We start from the raw sequence: 23,415 nt of genomic DNA on the forward strand, positions 1-23,415 counted from the left end.
CGACCAGTATATTTAGTCTGGATTACAAATCCAGACTAACCATTAATCAACCTTATCCTGTTTTTTGATACCGATATTGTACAACACAAAGCCCATAAACAAGAAGAACAATACCCCTAATATCTGGTAACCATTATCGCCGAACCAACTGGTAAACAAAGGTTCAATATTGACTTTACTCAAATTATCTCGTACAGCAGGTATGACCATCAATATGGCTACAATTACACCCGCAATTGCACCACCTGCCACCAAACCAGTAGCGAACAAGTTGCCCGGTGCAATTTCTTCTTCCTCTGCCGATTTAACCTTTTGTTTTTCACGCCAGTTCACTAAGCCTTTAATGGCACCACCTGCAAAAATTGGCAGGGTAGTAGACAATGGCAAATAAGCGCCTACAGCAAACGAAAGTGCATTAATACCACATAGCTCAATGGTAATGGCAATAAACACACCAACCAACACATATTGCCAATCTAAGTTAAATGAAAGCATTCCTTTAATTAAGGTAGCCATTAAAGTAGCCTGTGGTGCAGCATAAGTTTCTGTACCAATGGCGTGGTGAATACCCTGTTTTACCATTTCGGCAGTAGGTGTATCCAAAATCCTAACCGTTAATCCAATTACAATGGAAGAAACAATAGCACCTATAAATAAAGCAATCTGTTGGTATTTTGGTGTAGCACCAATCAGATAACCTGTTTTTAAATCTTGAGACGTTGCACCTGCATTTGCAGCAGCAATACAGATCATCCCACCCACAACCAAAGCCATCGGTTCATACACCTTACCTGTCCAACCAACTGCAATAAATACCAAGCAAGTACCCATAATGGTAGCAATGGTCATTCCAGAAATAGGGTTGTTACTAGAACCGATCAAACCTACAATACGGCTCGAAACCGTAACGAAGAAAGCACCAAATACGATGACCAAAACTCCGATCAACAATTTGTTAACGATGCTATCTCCAGGAATTTGAGGAAGGATAGCCATTAAAAGAATCAATACCAAGCTTCCAATCCCTACCAATTTAATTGATAGGTCCCTATCTGTACGTTTAACTGCACCGCCTGCTTTACCTTCTTTAATAGCGCTTACACTTTCTTTAAATGAAGATATAATGGTTGGAATAGTTTTTAACAAAGTAATGAAACCACCTGCAGCAACCGCACCTGCACCAATCTGTTTCACAAAAGCTTGATAAATTGCTCTAGGGTAATCGGCAAAGGTTAAAGTAACTGGATCCCAGTTTCCTGCACCCCCTGGTTTAGTGATATCTGCTAACAAGCCCAATTTAACCAATTGTTTGGCCGCTACCAAAGGATCTATCAAGGTAGACAATAAAGGAATTAAGGCTAACCAAGCTAACACACCACCAGCTACTAAAACACCAGCTATCTTGGGACCAATGATATAACCAACCCCCATATATTCAGGTGTTATCTCTCCACTAATCTGTGCTGAAGGTAAAAACTTGTTGGCTTGTTTACTGGCCCAGGTAGGCGCTTCGGCAACTACATGGAATACTTTCTGCATCATGGCATAAACCAAAGAGAAACCTAAACCCCAGAATGCTGTTTTTGCAAAATTGCCACCTTTTTCTCCAGCCTGTAATACTGAGGCACAGGCAGTACCTTCTGGATAAGGTAGGTTTTCATGTTCTTTTACAATTAACGACCTACGCAGGGGAATCATCATCAATGTTCCCAAAATACCACCTAAAATAGCTAGGATTAAGATGGTCATGTAATTAAAAAAGGCTTCACCAGAGCTTTGCCCTCCAATACCTGTACTCAAGAACAAAAAGCCCGGTAAGGTAAACACCACACCTGCAGCAATAGACTCGCCAGCAGAACCTGTAGTTTGAATAATGTTATTTTCTAAAATAGTGGTCTTGAAAAACTTTTTGCCTAATGTAATTGCCAATACTGCGATAGGGATAGAGGCCGATACCGTTAGTCCTGCCTTTAAAGCAAGGTAAACAGTGGCAGCACCAAAAATAATTCCCGCAATACAACCTAATAAAATAGATTTAATGGTAAACTCTGCAACATTACTTTCTGCAGGTACAAAAGGTTTAAATTCTTCTTTACTCATCTGTTTGAAATTAAAGTCTTAAAGTTAATTTATTTTAATGAGTGGACAAGGATTTAATTATTCAATACATGAGCTAGGTAAACGAAAATCATATATTTGCCAAATGAAGAATAAGGCAATTTTTTTAGATAGAGATGGCGTATTGAACCACGAGATTAACGATTATATCTGTAGGGTAGAAGATTTTGAGGTTTTGGAATATCAAATTCAACCTTTGAAACGCTTTTATGATGAAGGCTATTTATTGATCATCATTACCAATCAAGGTGGCATTGCATTAAAGCGTTATACCGAAGAAGGCCTTGCCATGATGCACCAGCTTTTATTTGATGCCTTTGAACAACAGGGAGCAAAAATTATCCATGCCTACCATTGCCCACATCACCCAACAGTAAGTGAGCCTTGTAACTGTAGAAAACCCTTATCTGGTATGTTGCTAGAAGCTATAGCTACGTATGATATAGATCCTGCCTTATCTGTAATGATTGGCGACAAACCAAGAGATGTAGAGGCTGCAAATGGGGTAGGAGTAAAAGGAATACTAATTGAGCCCGACCAGCAGATAGATTACGATCAGGTAAAAGCGGTACTGAATAGTTAAATTTTTGCTTGTTAAATAAAAAAAGCCTCGAAATAATCGAGGCTCTTTAGTTATAATAGAATGTAAAAAGGCTTATTTTTTGTTAGCTTTTTCATGATCTGCTAAGAAAGTAGCTAAACCACTATCAGTTAACGGGTGTTTCAATAATGCGGTAATTGCTGCCAAAGGAGCAGTAATTACATCAGCACCTAATTTAGCACAAGCTACAATATGTAATGGGCCACGAATTGAGGCTGCTAAAATCTCTGTTGGATAACCATAGTTATCAAATATCAAACGGATATCTTCAATCAATTGCAAACCATCAGTAGAAATGTCATCCAAACGACCTAAAAATGGAGATACATAACTTGCACCAGCTTTTGCAGCCAATAAAGCCTGTCCCGGAGAGAAGATCAATGTACAATTGGTTCTAATTCCTTTACCAGAAAAATATTTGATGGCTTTGATACCATCTTTGATCATCGGTACTTTTACCACAATTTTAGGGTTAAGGGCAGCTAAAGCTTCACCTTCTTTTACAATACCTTCAAAATCTGTAGCAATCACCTCTGCACTCACATTATCATCAACAATGTCGCAAATGGTTTTATAGTGTGCAATTACATTCGCATCACCAGAAATACCTTCTTTGGCCATTAAACTTGGATTAGTGGTTACACCATCTAAAATGCCTAGATCCTGTGCTTCTTTAATCTGATCAAGATTTGCTGTATCAATAAAAAATTTCATAATCCCTAAAATTCCGTGAGGAAACAATTAATATAAGAGAAACCCTGATTAGTTTAACATCGCCCCTTCAGGGGGTTAGGGGAAAAAAATGGGCAAGCAACTTTTATCGCACCGCTACAACCTTCTACCCTTGCTTCGTTCCCGCCCTGGGGGAGTTCAAAGGGAGCTGATCGTAAAAGACTTGCCCGGCACAAAGGTAGCAAAAGCACCCATTTTACAAAAAAAGAAATTGTTTATTTTTAGATATAAATATATCTGTTTGATTAGTAATGAATTGTACAATGCCTAATTGTAAAAAAAGAGCTTAAAAATGGCAAAAACCTTAATATGCCTTAGTTAAAGTAGGAAATTCTTACCTAATAGAATGAAAAATTTGTTCGAAACCATAAAATTTGATAAACTGAATTACTTTATATGAATAGATAATTTAAAATTAAATTACAATTGTAGTTGATTAATTACAATATTAGTTTTATACTTGTGTTATGAAACGTAGACTTAGCGAAAAAGAAGAGGTAATTATGCATATTATCTGGACCAAAGGCCAGATATTTGCCAAAGAAGTACGTGAAGCACTTCCAGAGCCAAAGCCACATATCAGCACGGTATCTACCATGATGCGCCGTTTGGCCGAGAAGGGTTTTTTAGCCATTGAAGATTTTGGGTCTACACATCGCTATTCGGCCACCATTGGCATGAAAGACTATACAACTCGTTTTGTACAGCCGCTCTTGGCTGGTTTATTTGGCAACTCTATTAAAAATGCCATTTCCTTTTTTGCAGAGCAGGAGCAGGTGTCTGTTGAAGAATTACGTGAAATTATGGAAATGATAGAAAAAAGGAAAAAATGATGATTATTGCCTACATCATCAAAGTGCAAATCGTTTTCACCATCTTATTTTTGGTGTACTATACTTTTTTGCGCAAAGAAAAATTTTTAGTCCTTAACCGGTTCATCCTTATTGGCATTATTGCCACTGCATTTATATTGCCCACATTGCGCACATTTGATGGCAATAGCTTTAACATCAATCAGCTCAAGCCGCAGGTTAAAGCAAATAGTGTATTCCCACAATTCGTAACAGTTCCTCAATCACCCCAACATTTAACAGCTATTGTTAAACCTGTACAGCAAATGGATAGTACCATGCTAGTTACCATTGCTTATTTTATAGTAACAGTCATTTTGCTGCTCATCTTTTTAGCAAACTTGTATAAAGTTTATCTGATCATTAATACAAGTCATCAACATAAAGCCAATGGGCTTACTTACTGCGAATCTGCGTATGGAAGTGCACCATTTTCATTCTTCAATTTCATAATCATATCCAAAAATGCTTTCCATACTGAAGAATACGCTCAGATCATAACCCATGAAAGTGCCCATTCGCACCAATTGCACAGTATAGATGTATTACTGGCCGATATAGCTTGTAGTATACTTTGGATAAATCCATTAATTTACCTCTACCGCAAACAGCTTAAACTAAATCTCGAATTTTTGGCAGATGAAGCGGTATTAAACACTGGTATTGATGCCCGTGATTACCAATTCAGCTTATTGAAACATTCGGGCATTTTAACAACTTATCGGTCTGCAAACTCCTTCTTTACCTCAAAAATAAAAGAACGGATCATCAAAATGAACACCGCCAAACCCAGTATCAGTAAGAGCTATAAATACGTAATGTTGGTACCAGCAATTTTAGTATTGTCTATTTTGGTGGGCTTTCAAAAAGACAGGCAAAAATTTACACTTCAAAATAGCTTATTGATCAACAAAGCTGGTGCAGCAATAAACAAACCTACTTTACCTATCAAACCATTTGTTGTAAAAAAAAATAAGGAAGATGAAACGATACTTATTGGTAAACCATCTGAACTAAAACCTGAACTCTCCGCTGTATATATAGATGCACGTACAGATACCGTAAAATTTAGCTTGGTTCCCGATAGTGTGTATCGTCGTTTTAACGGGATTTATGTGGTAGACGATAAGATATTATCGGATGAGCAGATACGAACAGCTATAAAACTTAAGGGTAGGTTAGAAATGATACTGGCCAAGCGACCAATTATAGGTATGTACAATGCTAATGATAGCAATGCAGTAAAAAAATGGGGCCAACAAGCCCAATTCGGGGTTGTTTATGTAAAGGCATATCCCGAAAAACCAAGCAAATAATCCAAATTAAATATGATATGAAAAATTCCTTAAAATTTTTAGGGCTAGTATTACTATGTCCATTAGTATTGGTTTCGGCAAAGCTAAATGCCCAAAATAAATCTACTAAAGGCTTTTTACTGAAAGGTGAGATCAGCGGAACAACAGATGGCACTAAGGTGAAGTTGTTTGATATTGAAAAGCAACTGGTAATAGACTCGGCAAACACCAATAATGGTACTTTTGTACTAAAGGGCTATGTGAATGAACCAACCGCTTGTTGGATCTTATGTAAAGATGAATACGCTATTATCCAAGTAGAAAATACAGCAATGACTTTTACTTCACCTCTTCAAGAAATGAAGTTAAACTATACTGCAACAGGTGATAGAGAGCAATCTTTACAGAATGAATTGAATAAACTACAACGACCTTATGAAGTAATTTATACCCGTGCCTACGATAGTTTAAAACTTAAGTTATATAGCGATGCGGTTCATAAGGCTCAACTTACCAAAACCTTTAATACGGCACAAGACCATTATATGAATATTTATATCAATTATGGTCGTAACCACATTGACTCATACCTGGGCTTAGATATTGTATACCGTAATCGCAAGCAAATTCCTAAAGATTCGCTTCTTTTATTGTACAACAATATGCCGCCAGTGCTTAGAGCTACAGACAAGGCACAGTCTATACAAATTTACGCCACTAAAAGACTGGCCGAAAAAGGCGAATATTTTTTAGATTTTAAAGCACATACCATTAATGGTAAACCTTTTAAACTTTCAGATTTGAAAGGCAAATACATTTACTTGGCATTTGGTAGTTTTAGTTGTGGTCCATGCCGAATGGAGAATCTGGAGATTGCAAAAAAATATGCTTCACTTTACAAACATGTGGCCATTGTAAATTTCTCACTAGATATTAATCGTAAAGAATGGGAAGCAGCAGCCAAATTGGACCAGATTGTATGGTCTAATGTATCTGATATGGAGGGAATGGCAGGCAAAATCAAAACACTTTATAATGTACAAGCAATGCCTACTTCTTTTTTAATTGATCCTAAAGGTATAATTATTGAACGTTTTGAAGGTTATAACGAAGCAAATATTGCTAAAATTGCCAAAATAGTGTCTGGTGTAAAATAAGGTACTTATTCATTTTAGTTCACTTTGCTGGCGTGTTGTTTGTACTCTTCAATAGACTAAGAAGTGGCTTTTAAGAAGCAGTAAGTGTTATTTAAATTATCAATTTCATAATTGATAACGATATCCATTATCAAATTGTAAATTAAGCACATAAATTTTTAATAGAATATGTTTATTTCCTAAAAATATTACCGATAATGTAATTTAAGTTTCATTTTGCTTAACTTAGTGTTTCCTATACACTAACTAAAACCAAAGATGATTGACTTGAATGAACACCAAGGATTATACCGTAAAAGCTTCGAACATGATGCCTGTGGCATTGGTTTCGTAGCCCATGTGAAAGGGCGCAAATCGCACCAGATTATTTCAGATGCCATTACCATTCTCGAGAACCTAGATCACCGCGGAGCCTGTGGTGCAGAACCAAACACAGGCGATGGGGCAGGGATCATGATTCAGGTTCCACACGAGTTTTTATTCGACGAATGTTTGAGAACAGGTTTCAGCCTACCAGCTTATGGCGATTATGGCGTTGGTCAGCTTTTTTTACCTAAAGAAATTCGGGCCAGAGAAGAATGTCGTGAAATTATCTATCGCACTGCAGAAAAACTAGGTTTAGAAATCTTAGGTTTTAGGAAAGTACAAGTAGACACCACAGATATTGGCAACATGGCACTTTCTGTTGAACCAGAAATAGAACAGGTATTTGTGGCCAGGCCGTACCACATTGCCGAAGGAGCCGATTTTGAGCGCAAGCTTTTCGTCTTAAAGACCTATTTAACCAAAACCATTTACAATACCGTTGCAGGGAGCAAAGACGATTTCTATATTGTTTCCTTTTCTTCACGCACCATTATCTATAAAGGACAATTAACTTCATTACAGTTAAGAACTTATTTTACAGAACTAAGTGATAAACGTATGGTATCGGCCTTTGGCCTCATCCACTCACGTTTTGCCACCAATACTTTTCCTTCATGGCGTTTAGCGCAGCCTTTTAGGTTTATTGCCCATAATGGCGAGATCAACACCTTACAAGGAAATCTGAACTGGTTCAGATCAAGCGTTAAATCATTCGCCTCTCCGTATTTTACCCCAGAAGAACTGAACATGATTTTGCCGGTAATTGACGAGACCCAATCAGATTCTGGCTGTTTAGATAATGTAGTTGAGCTTTTATTGCATGCAGGGCGTTCTCTACCCCATGTTTTAATGATGTTGATCCCAGAAGCCTGGGATGGCAATGAAGATATGGATCCAATTAAAAAAGCATTTTACCAATTCCATGCTTCTTTAATGGAACCTTGGGATGGGCCAGCCGCGATAGCCTTTACTGATGGACGATTGATTGGTGCTACCTTAGACCGCAATGGACTACGCCCTTCTCGTTATGTATTAACCAGTGATGACCGTGTGATCATGGCTTCTGAATCTGGTGCTTTAGCTATAGACCAAAGTACGGTAATAGAAAAAGGAAGGTTAACCCCGGGCAAAATGTTTGTGGTGGATATGCAACAGGGCCGAATTATCAGCGATCAAGAGATCAAACAACAAGTTTGTGGACGTAGACCTTATGCAGATTGGATTAACCAATACCAGATTAAATTAGAAGAATTGCCAGAACCAAGGGTAATGTTTACCAATTTGGCGGCCGATTCGATCTTCAAATATCAACAGGTTTTTGGTTACAGTAGAGAAGATATCGACTTATTGCTCAAACCGATGGCCATTGAAGGTAAAGAGGCCATTGGATCGATGGGTACCGATACGCCATTGGCTATTTTATCTAAACAACCACAACACCTTTCTTCTTATTTCAAACAGTTGTTTGCACAAGTAACCAATCCACCCATTGATCCGATCAGAGAAAAAGTGGTGATGAGTTTGGCAGGTTTTATGGGCAACAATGGTAATTTATTAGAAGAGAACCAAATGCAATGCCATTGTGTAGGCATTAAACACCCTATATTAACCAATTTAGAGCTCGAGAAACTCAGAAGTATTGATACCGGACTGTTCCAATCTAAAACCCTACAAATGTATTTTAGGGCCGATGGAAAATCCGGAGCAATGGCCAAAGCCTTAGACCGTTTATGTCGCTATGCGGTAGATGCCGTAGAAGATGGTTTTCAGGTGATTGTACTATCAGATCGAGCTATTGATTCAGAACATGCGGCTATTCCATCTTTATTGGCGGTTTCTGCTGTTCATCATCATCTCATCAGAAAAGGTTACCGCGGAGCTGTGGGCATTGTGGTAGAGGCAGGCGATGTTTGGGAAGTGCACCATTTTGCCACGCTGATCGGCTTTGGAGCAACGGCAATTAATCCATACTTGGCTTTAGAAACCATTAGCCATTTTGACCAAGAAAGCGGATTGAAACCAGAAAAACTGATTTACAACTACATTTATGCCGTTAATAATGGCTTATTGAAGATCTTCTCAAAAATGGGGATTTCTACCTTACAATCGTACCATGGGGCACAGATCTTTGAGATTTTAGGGATCAATGAGCAAGTGGTAAACACCCACTTTACAGGTGCCATATCTCGTATTGGTGGCTTAGGGTTGGATGAAATTGCGCACGAGACCCTAATCAAACACCGTCGTAGTTTTGGACCAAAAACGCAAGCAGAGCCAATTTTAACAGCTGGCGGAACATACAAATGGAGAAGACGTGGAGAAAAACACTTGTTCAATCCAGAAACCATCCATTTGTTGCAAAATGCGACGAGAAGGAATGATTTTGCGACCTTCAAAAAATATTCGAAATTAATTAATGAGCAAACTGCTCAGGCCTATACCATTCGTGGTCTATTGGAATTCAATTACAACCGTACCCCAATAGGTTTAGATGAAGTTGAGTCTACAGAATCTATCTTAAAAAGGTTTGCTACAGGCGCCATGTCGTTCGGATCCATCTCTCACGAAGCACATTCTACCTTGGCCATTGCCATGAACCGCATTGGTGGAAAAAGCAATACCGGCGAAGGTGGTGAGGATGAAATGCGTTACCAAAAAATGGCTAATGGCGATTCGATGCGCTCGGCCATTAAACAGATTGCTTCTGCACGTTTTGGGGTAACCAGCTATTATTTAACCAATGCAGATGAACTGCAGATTAAAATGGCACAAGGTGCTAAACCGGGTGAAGGTGGACAACTGCCAGGACATAAAGTAGACGACTGGATTGCCAAAGTTCGTCATGCAACACCAGGCGTAGGTTTAATTTCGCCACCACCACATCATGATATCTATTCGATCGAAGATTTGGCACAATTGATCTTTGATCTTAAAAATGCCAACAGAACAGCTCGAATTAATGTAAAATTAGTTTCTAAAGCAGGTGTAGGTACCATTGCGGCAGGTGTAGCCAAAGCACATGCCGATGTGATTTTGGTTTCTGGTTACGATGGAGGCACAGGTGCATCGCCATTAACTTCTATCCAACATGCAGGTTTACCATGGGAGCTAGGTTTAGCTGAAGCACACCAAACTTTAGTTAAAAATAGGCTCAGGAGCAGGGTAGTGGTACAAACCGATGGGCAATTGAAAACAGGTAGAGACATTGCCATAGCCGCCTTATTGGGTGCAGAAGAATGGGGTGTGGCTACAGCAGCTTTAGTTACTTCGGGTTGTATCATGATGCGCAAATGCCATTTAAACACTTGTCCTGTTGGGGTAGCTACACAAGATCCAGAATTAAGGAAGCTTTTTACAGGTGATGCAGACCATGTGGTGAATTTGTTCCATTTTTTGGCCGAAGAACTGCGTGAGATCATGGCAGAACTAGGTTTCAGAACGGTAAACGAAATGATTGGTCAATCGCAAGTATTGCAAATGAGAACGATCAGCGATGCAGATTGGAAATTGAAATATGTTAACCTAGCGCCAATTTTATATAAAGAACCAGACAATGGCTTACCATTGTACCAAACAGCGTTCCAAGACCACGGATTGGATCAAGTATTAGATCATCAATTAATCGCCAAAGCACAACCAGCCATTTTAAATAATGAGCCTGTATTTGCCAATTTTGATGTTAAAAATACAGACAGGGCCATTGGCACCATGTTATCTAACGAAATTTCTAAAGTCCATCAAGGTAATGGATTTGCTCCAGACACCATTAACTTTAAGTGTTTCGGCTCTGCCGGACAGAGTTTTGGTGCCTTTGCAGCTAAAGGTCTTACTTTATCGTTAGAAGGCGAAGGAAATGACTATGTAGGTAAAGGATTATCTGGTGCTAAATTAATCATCTATCCATTTGGAGACATTAACTACGTACCAGAACAAAACATTATCATTGGAAACGTAGCGTTGTATGGAGCTACTTCTGGAGAATTGTATGTGAGAGGAAAAGCAGGAGAACGTTTCGCTGTGCGTAACTCTGGTGCCACTGCTGTGGTAGAAGGAGTTGGCGATCATGGTTGCGAATACATGACAGGGGGCGAAGTATTGGTGATTGGTGATACAGGGAGCAATTTCGCAGCCGGAATGAGTGGAGGTATTGCTTGGATCTATGATGTGAATGGTACGTTTGCCAAAAAATGCAATCCAGAAATGGTAGATCTAGATCCTTTACAAGCAGAGGATGAAGAAAGGATCATCACCTTATTAAAAAACCATATCAGACTTACCAACAGTAGAGTAGCAGAGTTTATTTTAAGTGATTGGGAAACACAGTCTGCACATTTTGTAAAGGTATTCCCTAAAGAGTACAAAGCAGTTTTATTACAACGTCAACAAGTTAAAATCAATTAAGATGGGAAAAGTGACAGGATTTTTTGAATACGAAAGAGTTTCGCCTTCAAAACAGGAGCCTACAGACCGCATACAGCATTATAAAGAGTTTTTAGATCCCTTACCAGCCGAACAATTGAACAAACAAGCTGCCCGTTGCATGGATTGTGGGGTACCTTTTTGTCAATCGGGTTGCCCACTGGGTAATGTTATTCCAGAGTTTAACGATGCCGTTTATAAGGGCGATTGGTTAAATGCGGCTGAAATTTTATTGAGTACCAATAACTTTCCAGAATTTACAGGAAGAATTTGTCCAGCACCTTGCGAAAGTGCCTGTGTATTGGGGATCAACAAATCGCCAGTATCTATTGAGGAAATTGAAAAACACATTATCGAAATTGCATTTAACAAAGGTTACATCAAAGCGAATGCACCTTTAATTAGAACGGGAAAAAAAGTAGCCATTATCGGTTCAGGTCCGGCAGGTTTAGCCGCTGCTGCTCAATTGAATAAAGCTGGTCATGAGGTGGTGGTTTTTGAACGTGATGATGTACCTGGAGGTTTATTGCGTTATGGCATTCCCGACTTTAAACTACAAAAAGATGTAGTTACCCGTAGAATCAACTTAATGGAAGAAGAAGGCATTACTTTTAAATGCAATGCTAATGTGGGCGAGAATGTAGAATTGAGTACGCTTTTGAGAGATTACCATGCTCTAATATTAGCTGGAGGTTCTACCATTCCACGTAATTTAAATCTACCCGGAAGAGAATTAGAAGGAATTCATTTTGCAATGGACTTTTTAAAACAACAGAATAAACGTGTGGGTGGTAGGGTAGTTACTGAACAAGAATTGAAAGCCACTGGTAAAAATGTAATTGTAATTGGTGGTGGCGATACAGGTTCTGATTGTATTGGTACTTCAAATCGTCAAGGTGCCAAATCGGTTACCCAGTTTGAGATTATGCCTATGCCACCACAAAGCAGAACGGAGCATATGCCATGGCCACAATACCCAATGTTGTTAAAGGTAACTTCTTCGCATGAGGAGGGTGCCCATAGAAATTGGGCAGTAAATACGCAAAAGTTCAATGCAGACGAAAATGGTAACCTAAAATCTTTGAGTGTAATTGAGGTGCAGTGGGAAATTGATGCCAATGGTAGGGCTTTAGGTTTCAAAGAAATTCCGGGCACAGAAAAAGAATATCCGTGCGAGCTTGTACTGTTAGCAATGGGTTTCTTGCATCCCCAAAAAGAAGGTTTATTGGCTAAACTTGGAGTAGAATTAGACGAAAGAGGTAATGTGAAAGCTATTGAAGGAAATTATCAAACCAATATTCCTAAAGTTTTTGCCGCCGGCGATATGCGCAGAGGGCAATCTTTAGTGGTTTGGGCCATTTCTGAAGGTAGAGAAACAGCTAGAAAAGTTGATGAATATTTAATGGGTTATAGCAAATTACCTTCTAAAGATGCCATAGCTTATGCTTAATTAGAGTTGCTCTGGATTTGCAATAAGTTGGTCGAGATTTATAATCTCGACCTTTTCCTTTAATTGTGACCACATAGAAACATAGCACACATAGGTTTTATATTGTAACCTATTATTAACGATTGTCACACTGAGCCAGTCGAAGTGCCTTTGTAGTTAAGAAATCTTCAATATCAACTTAATTTCTTAATGTTGATCAACATTTGTAATCTCAACTTTTTTATTTAAATGTGACCACATAGAAACATAGTACACATAGGTTTATGTTTACTTAGTTAAATGTATTACCAAAAAGTCTTCGACAGGCTCAGACTGACATTTAATTTACTTCTTTAATTACCTTAATTCCTTAATGTTAATCGCAATCTGCAATCTTCGTCCATTTTTACAATAGAATCCTTCTAAATTACCAAAAACCTAGGCAAACGTATCCGATTATCACGATATTAGAACATTGTCCACTATTGTAACTAAATGTTTTGCGCATGTCTGAGATCGATGCTAACCCATCTAATGATACCCGCCGTGATTTCTTAAAGAAAACATCGCTGTTTACCGCACTATCTTTAACACCCTTAACCGTATTAAAAGCTGCCGATAATAAGGTTGATGAACGTTTTGCACAACTTTTCGAGCAAATTCCCCTTAACTTAAAGGTAAATAATAAACCATATACCCTTAAAATTGAACCACGGGTTACCTTGTTAGATTTATTACGAGAGGAGCTACACTTAACGGGTACTAAAAAAGGCTGCGACCACGGACAATGTGGAGCCTGTACGGTTCATGTTGATGGACAACGGATCAACTCTTGTTTGAGTCTAGCGGTAATGAACGAAGGCAAAAGCATTACCACCATTGAAGGCTTGGCTAAAGGCGACGAATTACACCCCATGCAAGCTGCTTTTATTAAACATGATGGTTTTCAATGTGGCTATTGTACCCCAGGACAGATCATGAGTGCTGTAGCCTGCATCAGAGAAGGGCATGCCAATTCGAAAGAGGAAATAAGAGAATACATGAGTGGCAACATTTGTAGATGTGGAGCTTATCCAAATATTGTGGATGCCATACAAGAAGTTAAAGAAAAGGGGGCATCAATATGATCAATTTCCAATACGTAAGAACTTCTGTGGTTAAAACAGCCCTAAGTTTAATTGGTAAAGACCCTAAAGCAACATTTATTGCTGGGGGCAGCAATTTGGTCGACTTGATGAAAAGAGGGGTAACCGCACCAGAAAAACTGATCGACATTAACCATTTACCCTTAAAAAAGATAGAACTGGTTAACAATGTGTTACAGATCGGTGCCTTAACCGCTAATTCGGTGGTGGCCGAACATCCATTGGTTAAAGAGAAATTTCCATTATTAATGCTGGCCCTACAATCTGGTGCTTCTGCACAATTGCGTAATGTAGCTACCGTTGGGGGCAATATGATGCAACGTACCCGTTGTGGCTATTTTTACGACACCACAATGCCTTGTAATAAACGTCAACCTGGAAGTGGCTGTGGGGCTATTGGTGGCTACAATAGAATGCATGCCATATTTGGCACCTCAGAGTCTTGTATTGCCGTACATCCAAGTGACATGTGCGTGGCTTTAGTGGCCTTAGATGCCAAAGTAGTAATTACAGGTACCAAGGGTGAGCGAAAAATAAATTTTATAGACTTTCATCGCTTGCCAGGAAATACGCCAGAAAAAGACAATAATTTACAAAAAGGAGAATTGATTACCCGAATAGACATCCCTGTAAATAACTTCCATAAAAATTATCACTACTTGAAAGTAAGAGATCGTTCTTCTTATGCGTTTGCCTTAGTTTCGGTGGCAGCAGCTCTTGAAATTAAAAACAATATCATTAGTGAGGCACGTTTAGCTATGGGCGGTGTAGCACATAAACCTTGGAGATTGATAGAAGCCGAAAATTTCTTAAAAGGCAAAACAGCAAATGCAAGTAATTTTGAAGATGCTGCAAGAATAGCTATGTATGGAGCAAAAGGCTTTGGAGAAAATGATTTTAAACTCAAAATGGCACCCAACTCAATTATCGAAGCATTAACTGTTGCCAAAGCTAAAGCCTAATGGAAGATTTATTTTTAATGGACGAAAACGACCGTGTAGACGGTATAGATAAGGTAACCGGAAAAGCCAAATATTTTGCCGAGTTTCAATTACCGGGCCTAACTTATGGCGTATTGGTAACCAGTACCATTACCAAAGGAAAAATTACAGCAATAGATACCAAAGCAGCGAGCAATGCACCTGGCGTTTTAGGCGTATTGTCTCATTTAAATAAACCAGCTGCTGCTAGTTATGAGCAAAATGGTGGTTCGCCAATGAAGATTTTTTATACAGATCAAATCTTTTTTAACGGACAGCCGATTGCCATTGTAGTAGCAGATACTTTTGAACGAGCAACTTATGCAGCCTCATTAGTAAAAGTGAGTTATGAAAAAGCTGCTTTTAATACCGATTTTGAAGCCAGTATTAAAGATGCCAGCGTAAAAAAACTACAAGGGCAAGCTCCATATCTAAGAGGAGTGGCTGATGCTTACAAAACAGCTGAAGTAAAAGTAGAACAAACTTATACCATGCCAGTAGAAACCCACAATCCGATGGAGCTACATGGCATTATTGCCGATTGGCGTGCCAATGATCAAGTGACTGTATATGCCAAAACACAAGGTGTAAAGGCCACACAGAGTACCATTGCCAATACTTTTAAAATCCCTCAAGAAAATATACAGGTTAATTCAGAATTTGTGGGTGGTGGTTTTGGAATGGCTTTGAGAACATGGCCATTAGAAATTGCTGCAATTATGGCCTCCAAACATTTAAAGCGTCCTGTTAAATTGGTAATTACCAGAGACCAGATGTTTACGATGGTGGGCAATAGGCCTGCTGCGCATCAGAAAATAGGTCTAGGTGCTACAAAAGAAGGTAAAATTACAGGCATTACCCATACTGCCTTTGGGCAGACAGCCACCTACGAGAATTTTACTGAAGGTGTGGTGAATATGAGTAAGTTCATGTATGATTCTGAAAATGTAAACACCAATTATTATGTCATCCCATTAGATATGGGTGTGCCCATCTGGATGCGCGGACCAGGTGAAGCCACTGGTGCTTTTGCACTAGAAAGTGCTATTGATGAAATGGCGCATGCTTTGGATATGGATCCATTAGATTTTAGAACTAAAAATGACCCTGAAAAAGATCCTGCACAAAATAGACCTTTTTCTAGTAAATACATTAAAGAAGCCTATCAATTGGGAGCAGCCAAAATTGGTTGGAACAAAAGAAAAAATAAGCCTGCAAGTATTAGTGAAGGTCCATGGCAAATCGGTTATGGAGTAAGTATTGGTGTATTTAATGCAGGCAGAGGGAGGGCAAGTGTAAAAGGCATTTTAAAAGCTGATGGAACTTTAGTACTGCAAAGTGCCACCAGTGATATTGGCCCAGGTACTGGAACTGGAATGACTTTGATTGCCAGTAAATTGATGGGATTACCTGTAAATAAAATTACTTTTGAATTGGGCGATTCTTCTCTTCCACCAGCACCAAGCCAAGGTGGTTCTGCTACCTTATCAACCGTGGGTTCGGCAGTTAACGACGTATGTGTGGCCTTAAAAGCCACCATTGCAGAATTGGCAGCAAATGCCAACATGGATGCCACAGCAAACTTTGTTGATGTACTAAAGAAGAACAATTTGCCTATGATCGAGAAAACCATTCAATCTTCGCAAAACAATCCAGATGCTAAAAATTATTCAATGTATTCTTTCTCCATCCACTTTGTGCAAGTAAAAGTGCATCAATTAACAGGAGTGGTTAAGGTGAGTAAAATTGTATCGGTAGGTGATTCTGGAAAAATTGTAAGTCCTAAAACTGCCCGTAGCCAAATGGTGGGCGGGGCCGTTGGTGGTATTGGCATGGCTTTAACAGAAGAAGCTATTTTAGATAATCGTTATGGTAAATATGTGAACAACAATTTTGCCGATTACCATGTACCTGTACATGCCGATGTGCCTGAGATTGATGTGATTTTTATCGACAAACCAGATCCAATCGTTAATCCGATGGGTGCCAAAGGGATGGGAGAGATTGCGCTGATCGGTTTTGCTGGCGCTGTTGCCAATGCCGTATTTAATGCTACTGGTAAAAGAATTAGAAGTTTACCCATTACACCTGATAAGGTTTTGGCTGGTTAATTTTAATAAAAAAGGTTGTTGGTCGAGATTTATAATCTCGACCTGTAGCGCATAAGGACACATCGTATTTTTGCGAACCATTGTAAATTGTTATTGAAATGATAGTGGGCTAAAATCTTAATTTTTAGATTTAACCCGACTTTGTTCACTATCAGAACTTTTGGAACGTTCTCTAGCTGCTTTTATGGAACTGCTGCCAAAATTGTAGCTAAAGCTTAGTCTAAATACCCGACTTTCTTCTTTTTGGTACAAGCGATAATCTTGTAATGGAAGCGCACTGCTAATTTTTGCTGCTCTTAAATTAAATACATCATTAGCGGCCAATTTAAGTGTTGCCTTTTTGTTGGCAAAAGACTTGCTCACACCAAAATCTATTCCGTATAAGGGTTTTACTGCATAAGTACCATATACTTGCGCCGATTGATAATCCATAGACAACTCTGCATTAATAGATTTACTTACCGAAAAAGTCTGTGTGCTATTCAATATATAGCTTAATTTTCCACTGCTAAATGGTGCGCCCATTAAGTTTGGCGACTTAAAATCTGTATAGTACAAAGTTGCATCATTGGTGGTATTCCACCACTTGTTAATGGCTATTGGTGCACCAATATTGAGGTTATAGGTATTCTGACTTGCCAAGTTCTGTTCTAAAATCATCAACGTCTTTTTAACCGGATCATTGATCAATGTAGTGGTAATTACATCTCTGGTATGGCTGTATCCTAAAGACCCGCTTATCTTCTCCATAAAGCTATAGGTAAACTCAAATGCGTTGGTATATTGAGGATTAAGATAGGGATTACCCTGTGAAAAGGTATATAAATCTGCAAAATAGACAAAAGGATTAAGCGATTGGTAATCAGGTCGATCTACCCTTTTGCTGTACGACAAACCAAACTCATGATCTTCGCCTACTGTTTTACTTAAACTCACATTCGGAAAAAAATCTATGTAGTTTCGCTTTACCCTGCTTTCTGTAATTGGCGAATAACCTTCAGAATTGGTCAACTCGGTACGTAATCCTACTTGTAGGGTTAAGGCTTTAAACTTGTGTGTTAGATTTGCATAAGCAGCTGTAATGGTTTCCTTATAGTTGAAAGCATTTTGCCTGTTCGCATCATTAACCCATTGCTGATCTATCAAATTCTCATGCCTAAAATTGTTGTTCGTGTTCACATAGCTATTTTTAACACCAGTTTCTAATTTGGTTTGGGTAGAGAAAGGGTAGGTGTAATCAATTTTGCCCGACCAGATCTTTACAGCTGCAGGTGTAGCCGTTCTAAAGATCAATGGAGGTTTATAGCCAGATCCGTTAGCTTTAAAAAAGTAATTATTGTAATTGATCTGGTTAATGTTGTCAAATTTTGCATAATCGAGATCCGCATTTAGTTCTTGCCCCAAAGTATCTATTACCGACTTATAGTTCAGGTTATAGGTTTGATTGTTGTATTTGCTTTTACCTAAATTGCTTGCCACAATAGCCGAATCATGCTGCAATTCTTGTGCACCAATTAAGGTATTGATCTTCGAGTTACTCTTATTGTTATTGTGGTAACCATTAAATGTGAACCCAATCGTATTTTTATCATTTAATTCATAATCTAGCCCAATTTTATAAGTATTATTTTTACTCGTATTGATATCTCTTCCTTCTTGGTTAAAATAGGTAGTTTCGGTTTCAGACCGATCACTTCTTTTCAGGTTCAAGTCTTCAAAATTTTTGTCATTGGTATAATCGTAGCTACCAAAAACATTTAGTTTTTTATTCCTGTGGTTAAAATTGATTCCACCATTGCTTTTGTAATGCTGGCCATAACCTGCACCTAGTAAAAGGTTCACATTGGTACCATAGTTCTGATTTTTCTTCAACTTGATGTTAATCATCCCTCCACTACCAGCTGCATCATATTTAGCAGAAGGATTGTTAATTAGTTCAATAGTTTCAATGGTATTCCCATTGGTATTGCGTAACAAAGTGATCAGCTGAGCCGAAGATAAATAGGTCAATTTTCCATTAATCATTACACTTACACTAGATTTTCCACGCAAGCTAATGTCGCCACTATTGTCTATGGTTACGCCTGGTGCTTTGGCCAAAATATCCAATGCCGAATTTCCAGTGGCTAAAATACTATTGCCAACATTTAAAATGGTTTTGTCACTTTTCCTTTCAATTAATGGTTTTTTTCTCGTGATACTGATTTCCCTCAATTGTTGCACTTGGATATGCAGCATGATTTGAGCTAGCGTAAATTGTGGCTTTTGTTCATCAATAACAATCATGTTGGTTACAGACTGTTCATAGCCTAAAACTTCAATTTTTATGGCATAGGTACCAAAAGGTAGGTTTTCAAAGCTAAAATCTCCAGTTTCTGAGGTGAGGGTACCCTTAATTAATGTGGTGTCTTTTTGTAAGTACAGGCTTAATGTAGCAAAAGGGATCGGGACATTTTTTTCATCAACCAACTTGCCAATAATTTTACCAGGTGCAGGTTTGGTTTGGGCCTGAACAATAAACGAGATGAAAAGAAAAGATGCTAAAAGAATAGATCTAATAGTAGTGTGGAGCATGTTAAAATATAAAGTTTGTTAAAGGTTAAAGCAAAATTAACCGATAATTAAATCGTTATATTTATTTTAACATAGTTTAACCCCTTCTGTTAAATTGAGTTAAGAAGTGTTAAAAACCTTATTTTTCTGTTGGATTTTTCTTTTTTAAAGCTAATTTTTCTACCGTCTTCTTTATCCGATCTATTCTGGTCTTTTCTTGTTTGGCACTGAGTACCCACAATACATATTCTTTACGATTAGAATAGGAGAGTTGCGTATAAAAATCTAAAGCCACATTGTTTTTTTCCAAAGCTAATTTCAAATCAGGTGGAAGGTTCACAATTTTATGCTTTACATCTACATATTCGCCATACTCATTATTTTGAATTTCGGCATTGCCCATTCCAGATTTCTTGGTATTGTCTATAGGTTTTATTCTAAGTGCGGTCCAAACCTGATCTATAGCAGCAGAAGCACATGGAGTTAGCTGATAGTTTTTTAAATCATCCCAACTCTGCATCAGGTTTAAATCGCTGGCCAAATTCGATTTTGCTTTGGGATACATGATCCAACAAATGGTTTTCCCCAGTATCAATTGATGCTTTGCAGTTAAAGCAGCTAACATTTCTGCTTTGGTAATTGCAAAAATAAGTAGGGCATCAAAATCTTTGGTTTCGTTTAATGAAATTTCAATATCATTTGGCACCGTGCCCACTATGGCAGGAAAATTTGTTGGTGCGTTTAATACTTGAACCTTAAAACCAGACTTGAGCTGTAGTTTCTTTAAAAGTAGATTATCCATTATTCAACTGAGCTAACAAATTCTAAAGTTTTAATTTAGCAAAGAAATCCCAAAGTACAATACCTGCAGAAATTACAATATTAAAAGAGTGTTTGGTACCAAATTGCGGTATTTCAATACAGTTGTCAATTTTCTGCATGGCTTCATCACTTACCCCATTTACCTCATTTCCAAAAATTAAGGCATATTTCTGATTTGTAGCAGGCTTAAAAGTATTGAGCATGGCGCTATTTTCTGCCTGTTCTATGGCAATGATCTGATAGCCTTCTTCACGTAAGGTGTCAATAGCTACCAAGGTATCCTCAAAATGGATCCAATCTACAGATTGAGTAGCACCTAAGGCAGTTTTCTCTATTTCGCGGTGCGGAGGTTGGGCTGTAATACCACAAAGCACCACCTTTTCTATAGAAAAACCATCAGCCGTTCTAAAAACCGAGCCTACATTGTGCATGCTCCTTACGTTATCCAACACTACTACCACAGGTAGTTTTTCTTGCTCTTTAAATTCTTGTATAGCTACACGATTGAGTTCATCGAGTTTTAATTTTCGCATGCTGCAAACTTAAAAATTATTATTGAAGCTTTAAACAGCCTTTACACCATCGCCAATCTGATGGATATAAATAACCGCAGGATAACCAACTTCAGTTACATAATAATCGGTTAATTGTTTAGCAAAATCTTCTTCGTAGCCTTTTTTAAGCAGGGCGATGGCACAACCGCCAAAGCCAGCACCCGTCATCCGGGCACCAATTACCTGTTCGTAACCACTACAAAAATCTACTACAGTATCTAGTTCTTTACCCGAAACTTCATAAAGCTCTTTTAGCGATTGATGAGAAGCATACATTAACCTGCCAAATTCTTCCAATTCGCCCATATTTAAAGCCTTGGCCGCCAAATGAACACGGTCATTCTCTTTAACCACATGCGTGGCTCGTTTTAAAATGGTTTCATCTGTAATTAAATGGCTGTGCAAGGCAAATTTTTCGGCAGTCAGTTCGCAAAGGTTATGGATGTTGATTTCTTGTTGCAGGGCAGCTAAAGCAGTTCCACATTGTGCAAACCTTTCATTGTACTTAGATTCTTCTAATTTTCTGGTTTTATTGGTATTGATGATCGCCAATTGGTAGTCACCTAAATCACAATCTACCACTTTGTATTTCAAGGTATAGCAATTTAACACCAAGGCTTTGTCTGCTTCGCCAAAGGCAATAGCAAACTGGTCCATAATTCCAGAATTTAATCCGATAAAGTTATTTTCAACGCTTTTAGAGAGTTTGACCAGCTCTAATTTATCATGATTTAGATTAAAATAATCATTCAGCGCAAAAGCGGTTAACACTTCAATAGAAGCAGATGAAGAAAGTCCGGCACCAATTGGAATGTTACCAAAAAACAATAAATCCAGACCTGTGGCATTCCAATCTAATTGTTGAAGCTCATGAAAAACACCCAAAGGATAGTTGTACCATTCTGTACCTGTTTTCTTATAACTTTTTGCTATTGGAATAATAGCTTCTTCTTCAAAATTTACACTTTTAAACCTGATCACAGAATCAGAGTTAGGTGCTAAGAGCAACCATGTTCCAGCAGTAATGGCACAAGGCATTACCAAACCGCCATTGTAATCGATATGTTCGCCTATTAAATTAACCCTACCTGGTGCAAAGTAGCTTGCTGTTGGCTGCTGCTGATATCTGCTTTGAAATACTTCGATTAACTGCTCCTTCATAAAATGTGTTTTCTTGGTAGAATTTTGAGTTTAAGTTGTAATTTAGCTCGGCGCTAAGATACAATTTATGAAAGCAAAGCAGATACACACCAATACTTTTATTGACCAAAAAGAAGTAGTAATAGTAGAGTTAAAAAATGACAAGGGAAGCTTTGTTAAACTCTTTAACTATGGTACAATTATTAACCAATTTGTAGTAACCAATGCCCACGGTGAACAACAGGACATTGTGCTAGGCTTCGACAAGTTTGAAGACTACATCAACCCAGCTTATTTAGCCAACTACCCTTATTTTGGTGCCATTATAGGCCGTTATGCCAATAGGATAAAAAATGGACAGTTTGAGTTAGACAGTATTGAATATCAATTGGCTACCAACAACGGCAAAGACTGTTTACATGGTGGTGAAATTGGTTTCGATAAAAAGGTATGGGACATTGTTAATATTGGCGAAGAACCACATGCCAGCGTAACCTTTCAATATTTTAGTCTTGATGGAGAAGAAAACTTCCCTGGAGATTTAGCCATACAACTCACTTTTGAGTTGACCAATAATGATGAGCTAATTCTTACCTATCAGGCAGATACAGATGAGGCTACACCCATCAACTTAACACACCATAGTTATTTCAATCTTTCTCCAAAAGGAGAGTCCATCATCAATCATATCCATCAAATGAATGCCGCTAACTATCTAGAGCAGGATAGCAATTTTGTGGTTACGGGCAAGTTGATTCCTGTAGTAGACACTATCCACGATTTTACCAAACCAAAAGCCATAGGAGCAAACTGGGACAGCGAAAGTGGTTATGATCAAACTTATGTGTTAGATAAAGAATATGGCGCATTAACACTGGCCAGTAAAACAACCGAAACAAGTAGTGGACTTTCTTTGTTAATTTATACTACAGAGCCTGTTGCCCATTTGTATACAGCCAAGTATCTGTCAGTTAAAAATGGAAAGAACGGAAAAGATTATGGTGAATTTGATGCCTTTTGTGTAGAAACTCAACATCATCCAAATGCGCTGAACATTCCACATTTTCCAAGTACGATTTTGCAACCAGAAGAAGTGTATACACAGACTACCATTTATAAGGTTTTAATACATTAAACCAAGC

16 protein-coding genes and 1 other RNA gene are annotated in these 23,415 nt (G+C 38.3%); 10 read left to right on the top strand and 7 right to left on the bottom strand.

The window, feature by feature from the left end:
* Positions 1 to 42: 42 nt before the first annotated feature.
* On the bottom strand, positions 43 to 2,100 hold the full coding sequence (locus tag AQF98_RS09510; protein WP_055131701.1) for an OPT family oligopeptide transporter: 2,058 nt from the start codon (positions 2,098 to 2,100) through the stop codon (positions 43 to 45).
* Positions 2,101 to 2,203: 103 nt separating this feature from the next.
* On the opposite strand from AQF98_RS09510, the gene AQF98_RS09515 reads away from it, so the two are divergent.
* Positions 2,204 to 2,701: an HAD-IIIA family hydrolase gene (locus AQF98_RS09515; RefSeq protein WP_055131702.1), complete on the top strand. Its 498-nt coding sequence runs from the start codon at positions 2,204 to 2,206 to the stop codon at positions 2,699 to 2,701.
* A 72-nt stretch (positions 2,702 to 2,773) separates the two neighbouring features.
* Here AQF98_RS09515 and fsa read toward each other — a convergent pair whose 3' ends face one another.
* Positions 2,774 to 3,433: a fructose-6-phosphate aldolase gene (gene fsa / locus AQF98_RS09520; protein ID WP_055131703.1), complete on the bottom strand. Its 660-nt coding sequence runs from the start codon at positions 3,431 to 3,433 to the stop codon at positions 2,774 to 2,776.
* A gap of 87 nt (positions 3,434 to 3,520) precedes the next feature.
* Positions 3,521 to 3,620, bottom strand: an RNA gene (gene ffs, locus AQF98_RS21830) — signal recognition particle sRNA small type.
* A gap of 298 nt (positions 3,621 to 3,918) precedes the next feature.
* Between ffs and AQF98_RS09530 the strand changes: the two genes are divergently transcribed.
* From AQF98_RS09530 to AQF98_RS09565, 8 genes are all read left to right on the top strand, one after another.
* The gene (locus AQF98_RS09530) at positions 3,919 to 4,284 is read left to right on the top strand and encodes a BlaI/MecI/CopY family transcriptional regulator (RefSeq protein ID WP_055131705.1); all 366 of its coding nucleotides are present in this window, start codon (positions 3,919 to 3,921) and stop codon (positions 4,282 to 4,284) included.
* Positions 4,281 to 5,618: a M56 family metallopeptidase gene (locus tag AQF98_RS09535; protein ID WP_055131706.1), complete on the top strand. Its 1,338-nt coding sequence runs from the start codon at positions 4,281 to 4,283 to the stop codon at positions 5,616 to 5,618. The genes AQF98_RS09530 and AQF98_RS09535 overlap by 4 nt, the downstream gene beginning before the upstream one ends.
* Before the next feature lie 17 nt (positions 5,619 to 5,635).
* Positions 5,636 to 6,754: a TlpA disulfide reductase family protein gene (locus tag AQF98_RS09540; RefSeq protein ID WP_055131707.1), complete on the top strand. Its 1,119-nt coding sequence runs from the start codon at positions 5,636 to 5,638 to the stop codon at positions 6,752 to 6,754.
* Positions 6,755 to 7,012: 258 nt separating this feature from the next.
* Positions 7,013 to 11,521 carry a glutamate synthase large subunit gene (gene gltB / locus AQF98_RS09545; protein ID WP_055131708.1) on the top strand — a complete coding sequence of 1,503 codons (4,509 nt, stop codon included), beginning with the start codon at positions 7,013 to 7,015 and terminating at the stop codon, positions 11,519 to 11,521.
* A gap of 1 nt (position 11,522) precedes the next feature.
* Positions 11,523 to 12,989, top strand: coding sequence for a glutamate synthase subunit beta (locus AQF98_RS09550; protein ID WP_055131709.1), 1,467 nt, complete (start codon positions 11,523 to 11,525; stop codon positions 12,987 to 12,989).
* Between the two features lie 485 nt (positions 12,990 to 13,474).
* Positions 13,475 to 14,095 carry a (2Fe-2S)-binding protein gene (locus AQF98_RS09555; RefSeq protein WP_055131710.1) on the top strand — a complete coding sequence of 207 codons (621 nt, stop codon included), beginning with the start codon at positions 13,475 to 13,477 and terminating at the stop codon, positions 14,093 to 14,095.
* Entirely contained in the window at positions 14,092 to 15,075 is a 984-nt protein-coding gene (locus AQF98_RS09560) for a xanthine dehydrogenase family protein subunit M (protein WP_055131711.1), read from the top strand. Before AQF98_RS09555 ends, AQF98_RS09560 begins: the two co-directional genes overlap by 4 nt.
* A complete protein-coding gene (locus tag AQF98_RS09565; protein WP_055131712.1) occupies positions 15,075 to 17,204 on the top strand; it encodes a xanthine dehydrogenase family protein molybdopterin-binding subunit in 2,130 nt (709 codons plus the stop codon). The genes AQF98_RS09560 and AQF98_RS09565 overlap by 1 nt, the downstream gene beginning before the upstream one ends.
* A 117-nt stretch (positions 17,205 to 17,321) precedes the next feature.
* On the opposite strand, the gene AQF98_RS09570 is transcribed toward AQF98_RS09565, so the two are convergent.
* The 4 genes from AQF98_RS09570 to AQF98_RS09585 all read right to left on the bottom strand — a co-directional run bounded on the left by AQF98_RS09570 (position 17,322) and on the right by AQF98_RS09585 (position 22,294).
* On the bottom strand, positions 17,322 to 19,778 hold the full coding sequence (locus AQF98_RS09570) for an outer membrane beta-barrel family protein (RefSeq protein WP_055131713.1): 2,457 nt from the start codon (positions 19,776 to 19,778) through the stop codon (positions 17,322 to 17,324).
* 118 nt (positions 19,779 to 19,896) lie between these two features.
* Complete coding sequence (locus AQF98_RS09575) at positions 19,897 to 20,559, bottom strand: YdeI/OmpD-associated family protein (RefSeq protein WP_055131714.1); 663 nt, start codon at positions 20,557 to 20,559, stop codon at positions 19,897 to 19,899.
* 22 nt (positions 20,560 to 20,581) lie between these two features.
* Positions 20,582 to 21,112: an RNA methyltransferase gene (locus AQF98_RS09580; protein ID WP_055131715.1), complete on the bottom strand. Its 531-nt coding sequence runs from the start codon at positions 21,110 to 21,112 to the stop codon at positions 20,582 to 20,584.
* A 30-nt stretch (positions 21,113 to 21,142) separates the two neighbouring features.
* On the bottom strand, positions 21,143 to 22,294 hold the full coding sequence (locus tag AQF98_RS09585) for a galactokinase (RefSeq protein WP_055131716.1): 1,152 nt from the start codon (positions 22,292 to 22,294) through the stop codon (positions 21,143 to 21,145).
* A 67-nt stretch (positions 22,295 to 22,361) separates the two neighbouring features.
* On the opposite strand from AQF98_RS09585, the gene AQF98_RS09590 reads away from it, so the two are divergent.
* Positions 22,362 to 23,408: an aldose epimerase family protein gene (locus tag AQF98_RS09590; protein WP_055131717.1), complete on the top strand. Its 1,047-nt coding sequence runs from the start codon at positions 22,362 to 22,364 to the stop codon at positions 23,406 to 23,408.
* Positions 23,409 to 23,415 lie beyond the last annotated feature (7 nt).

The organism is Pedobacter sp. Hv1 (genome assembly GCF_001412215.1).
Lineage (GTDB): Bacteria > Bacteroidota > Bacteroidia > Sphingobacteriales > Sphingobacteriaceae > Pedobacter.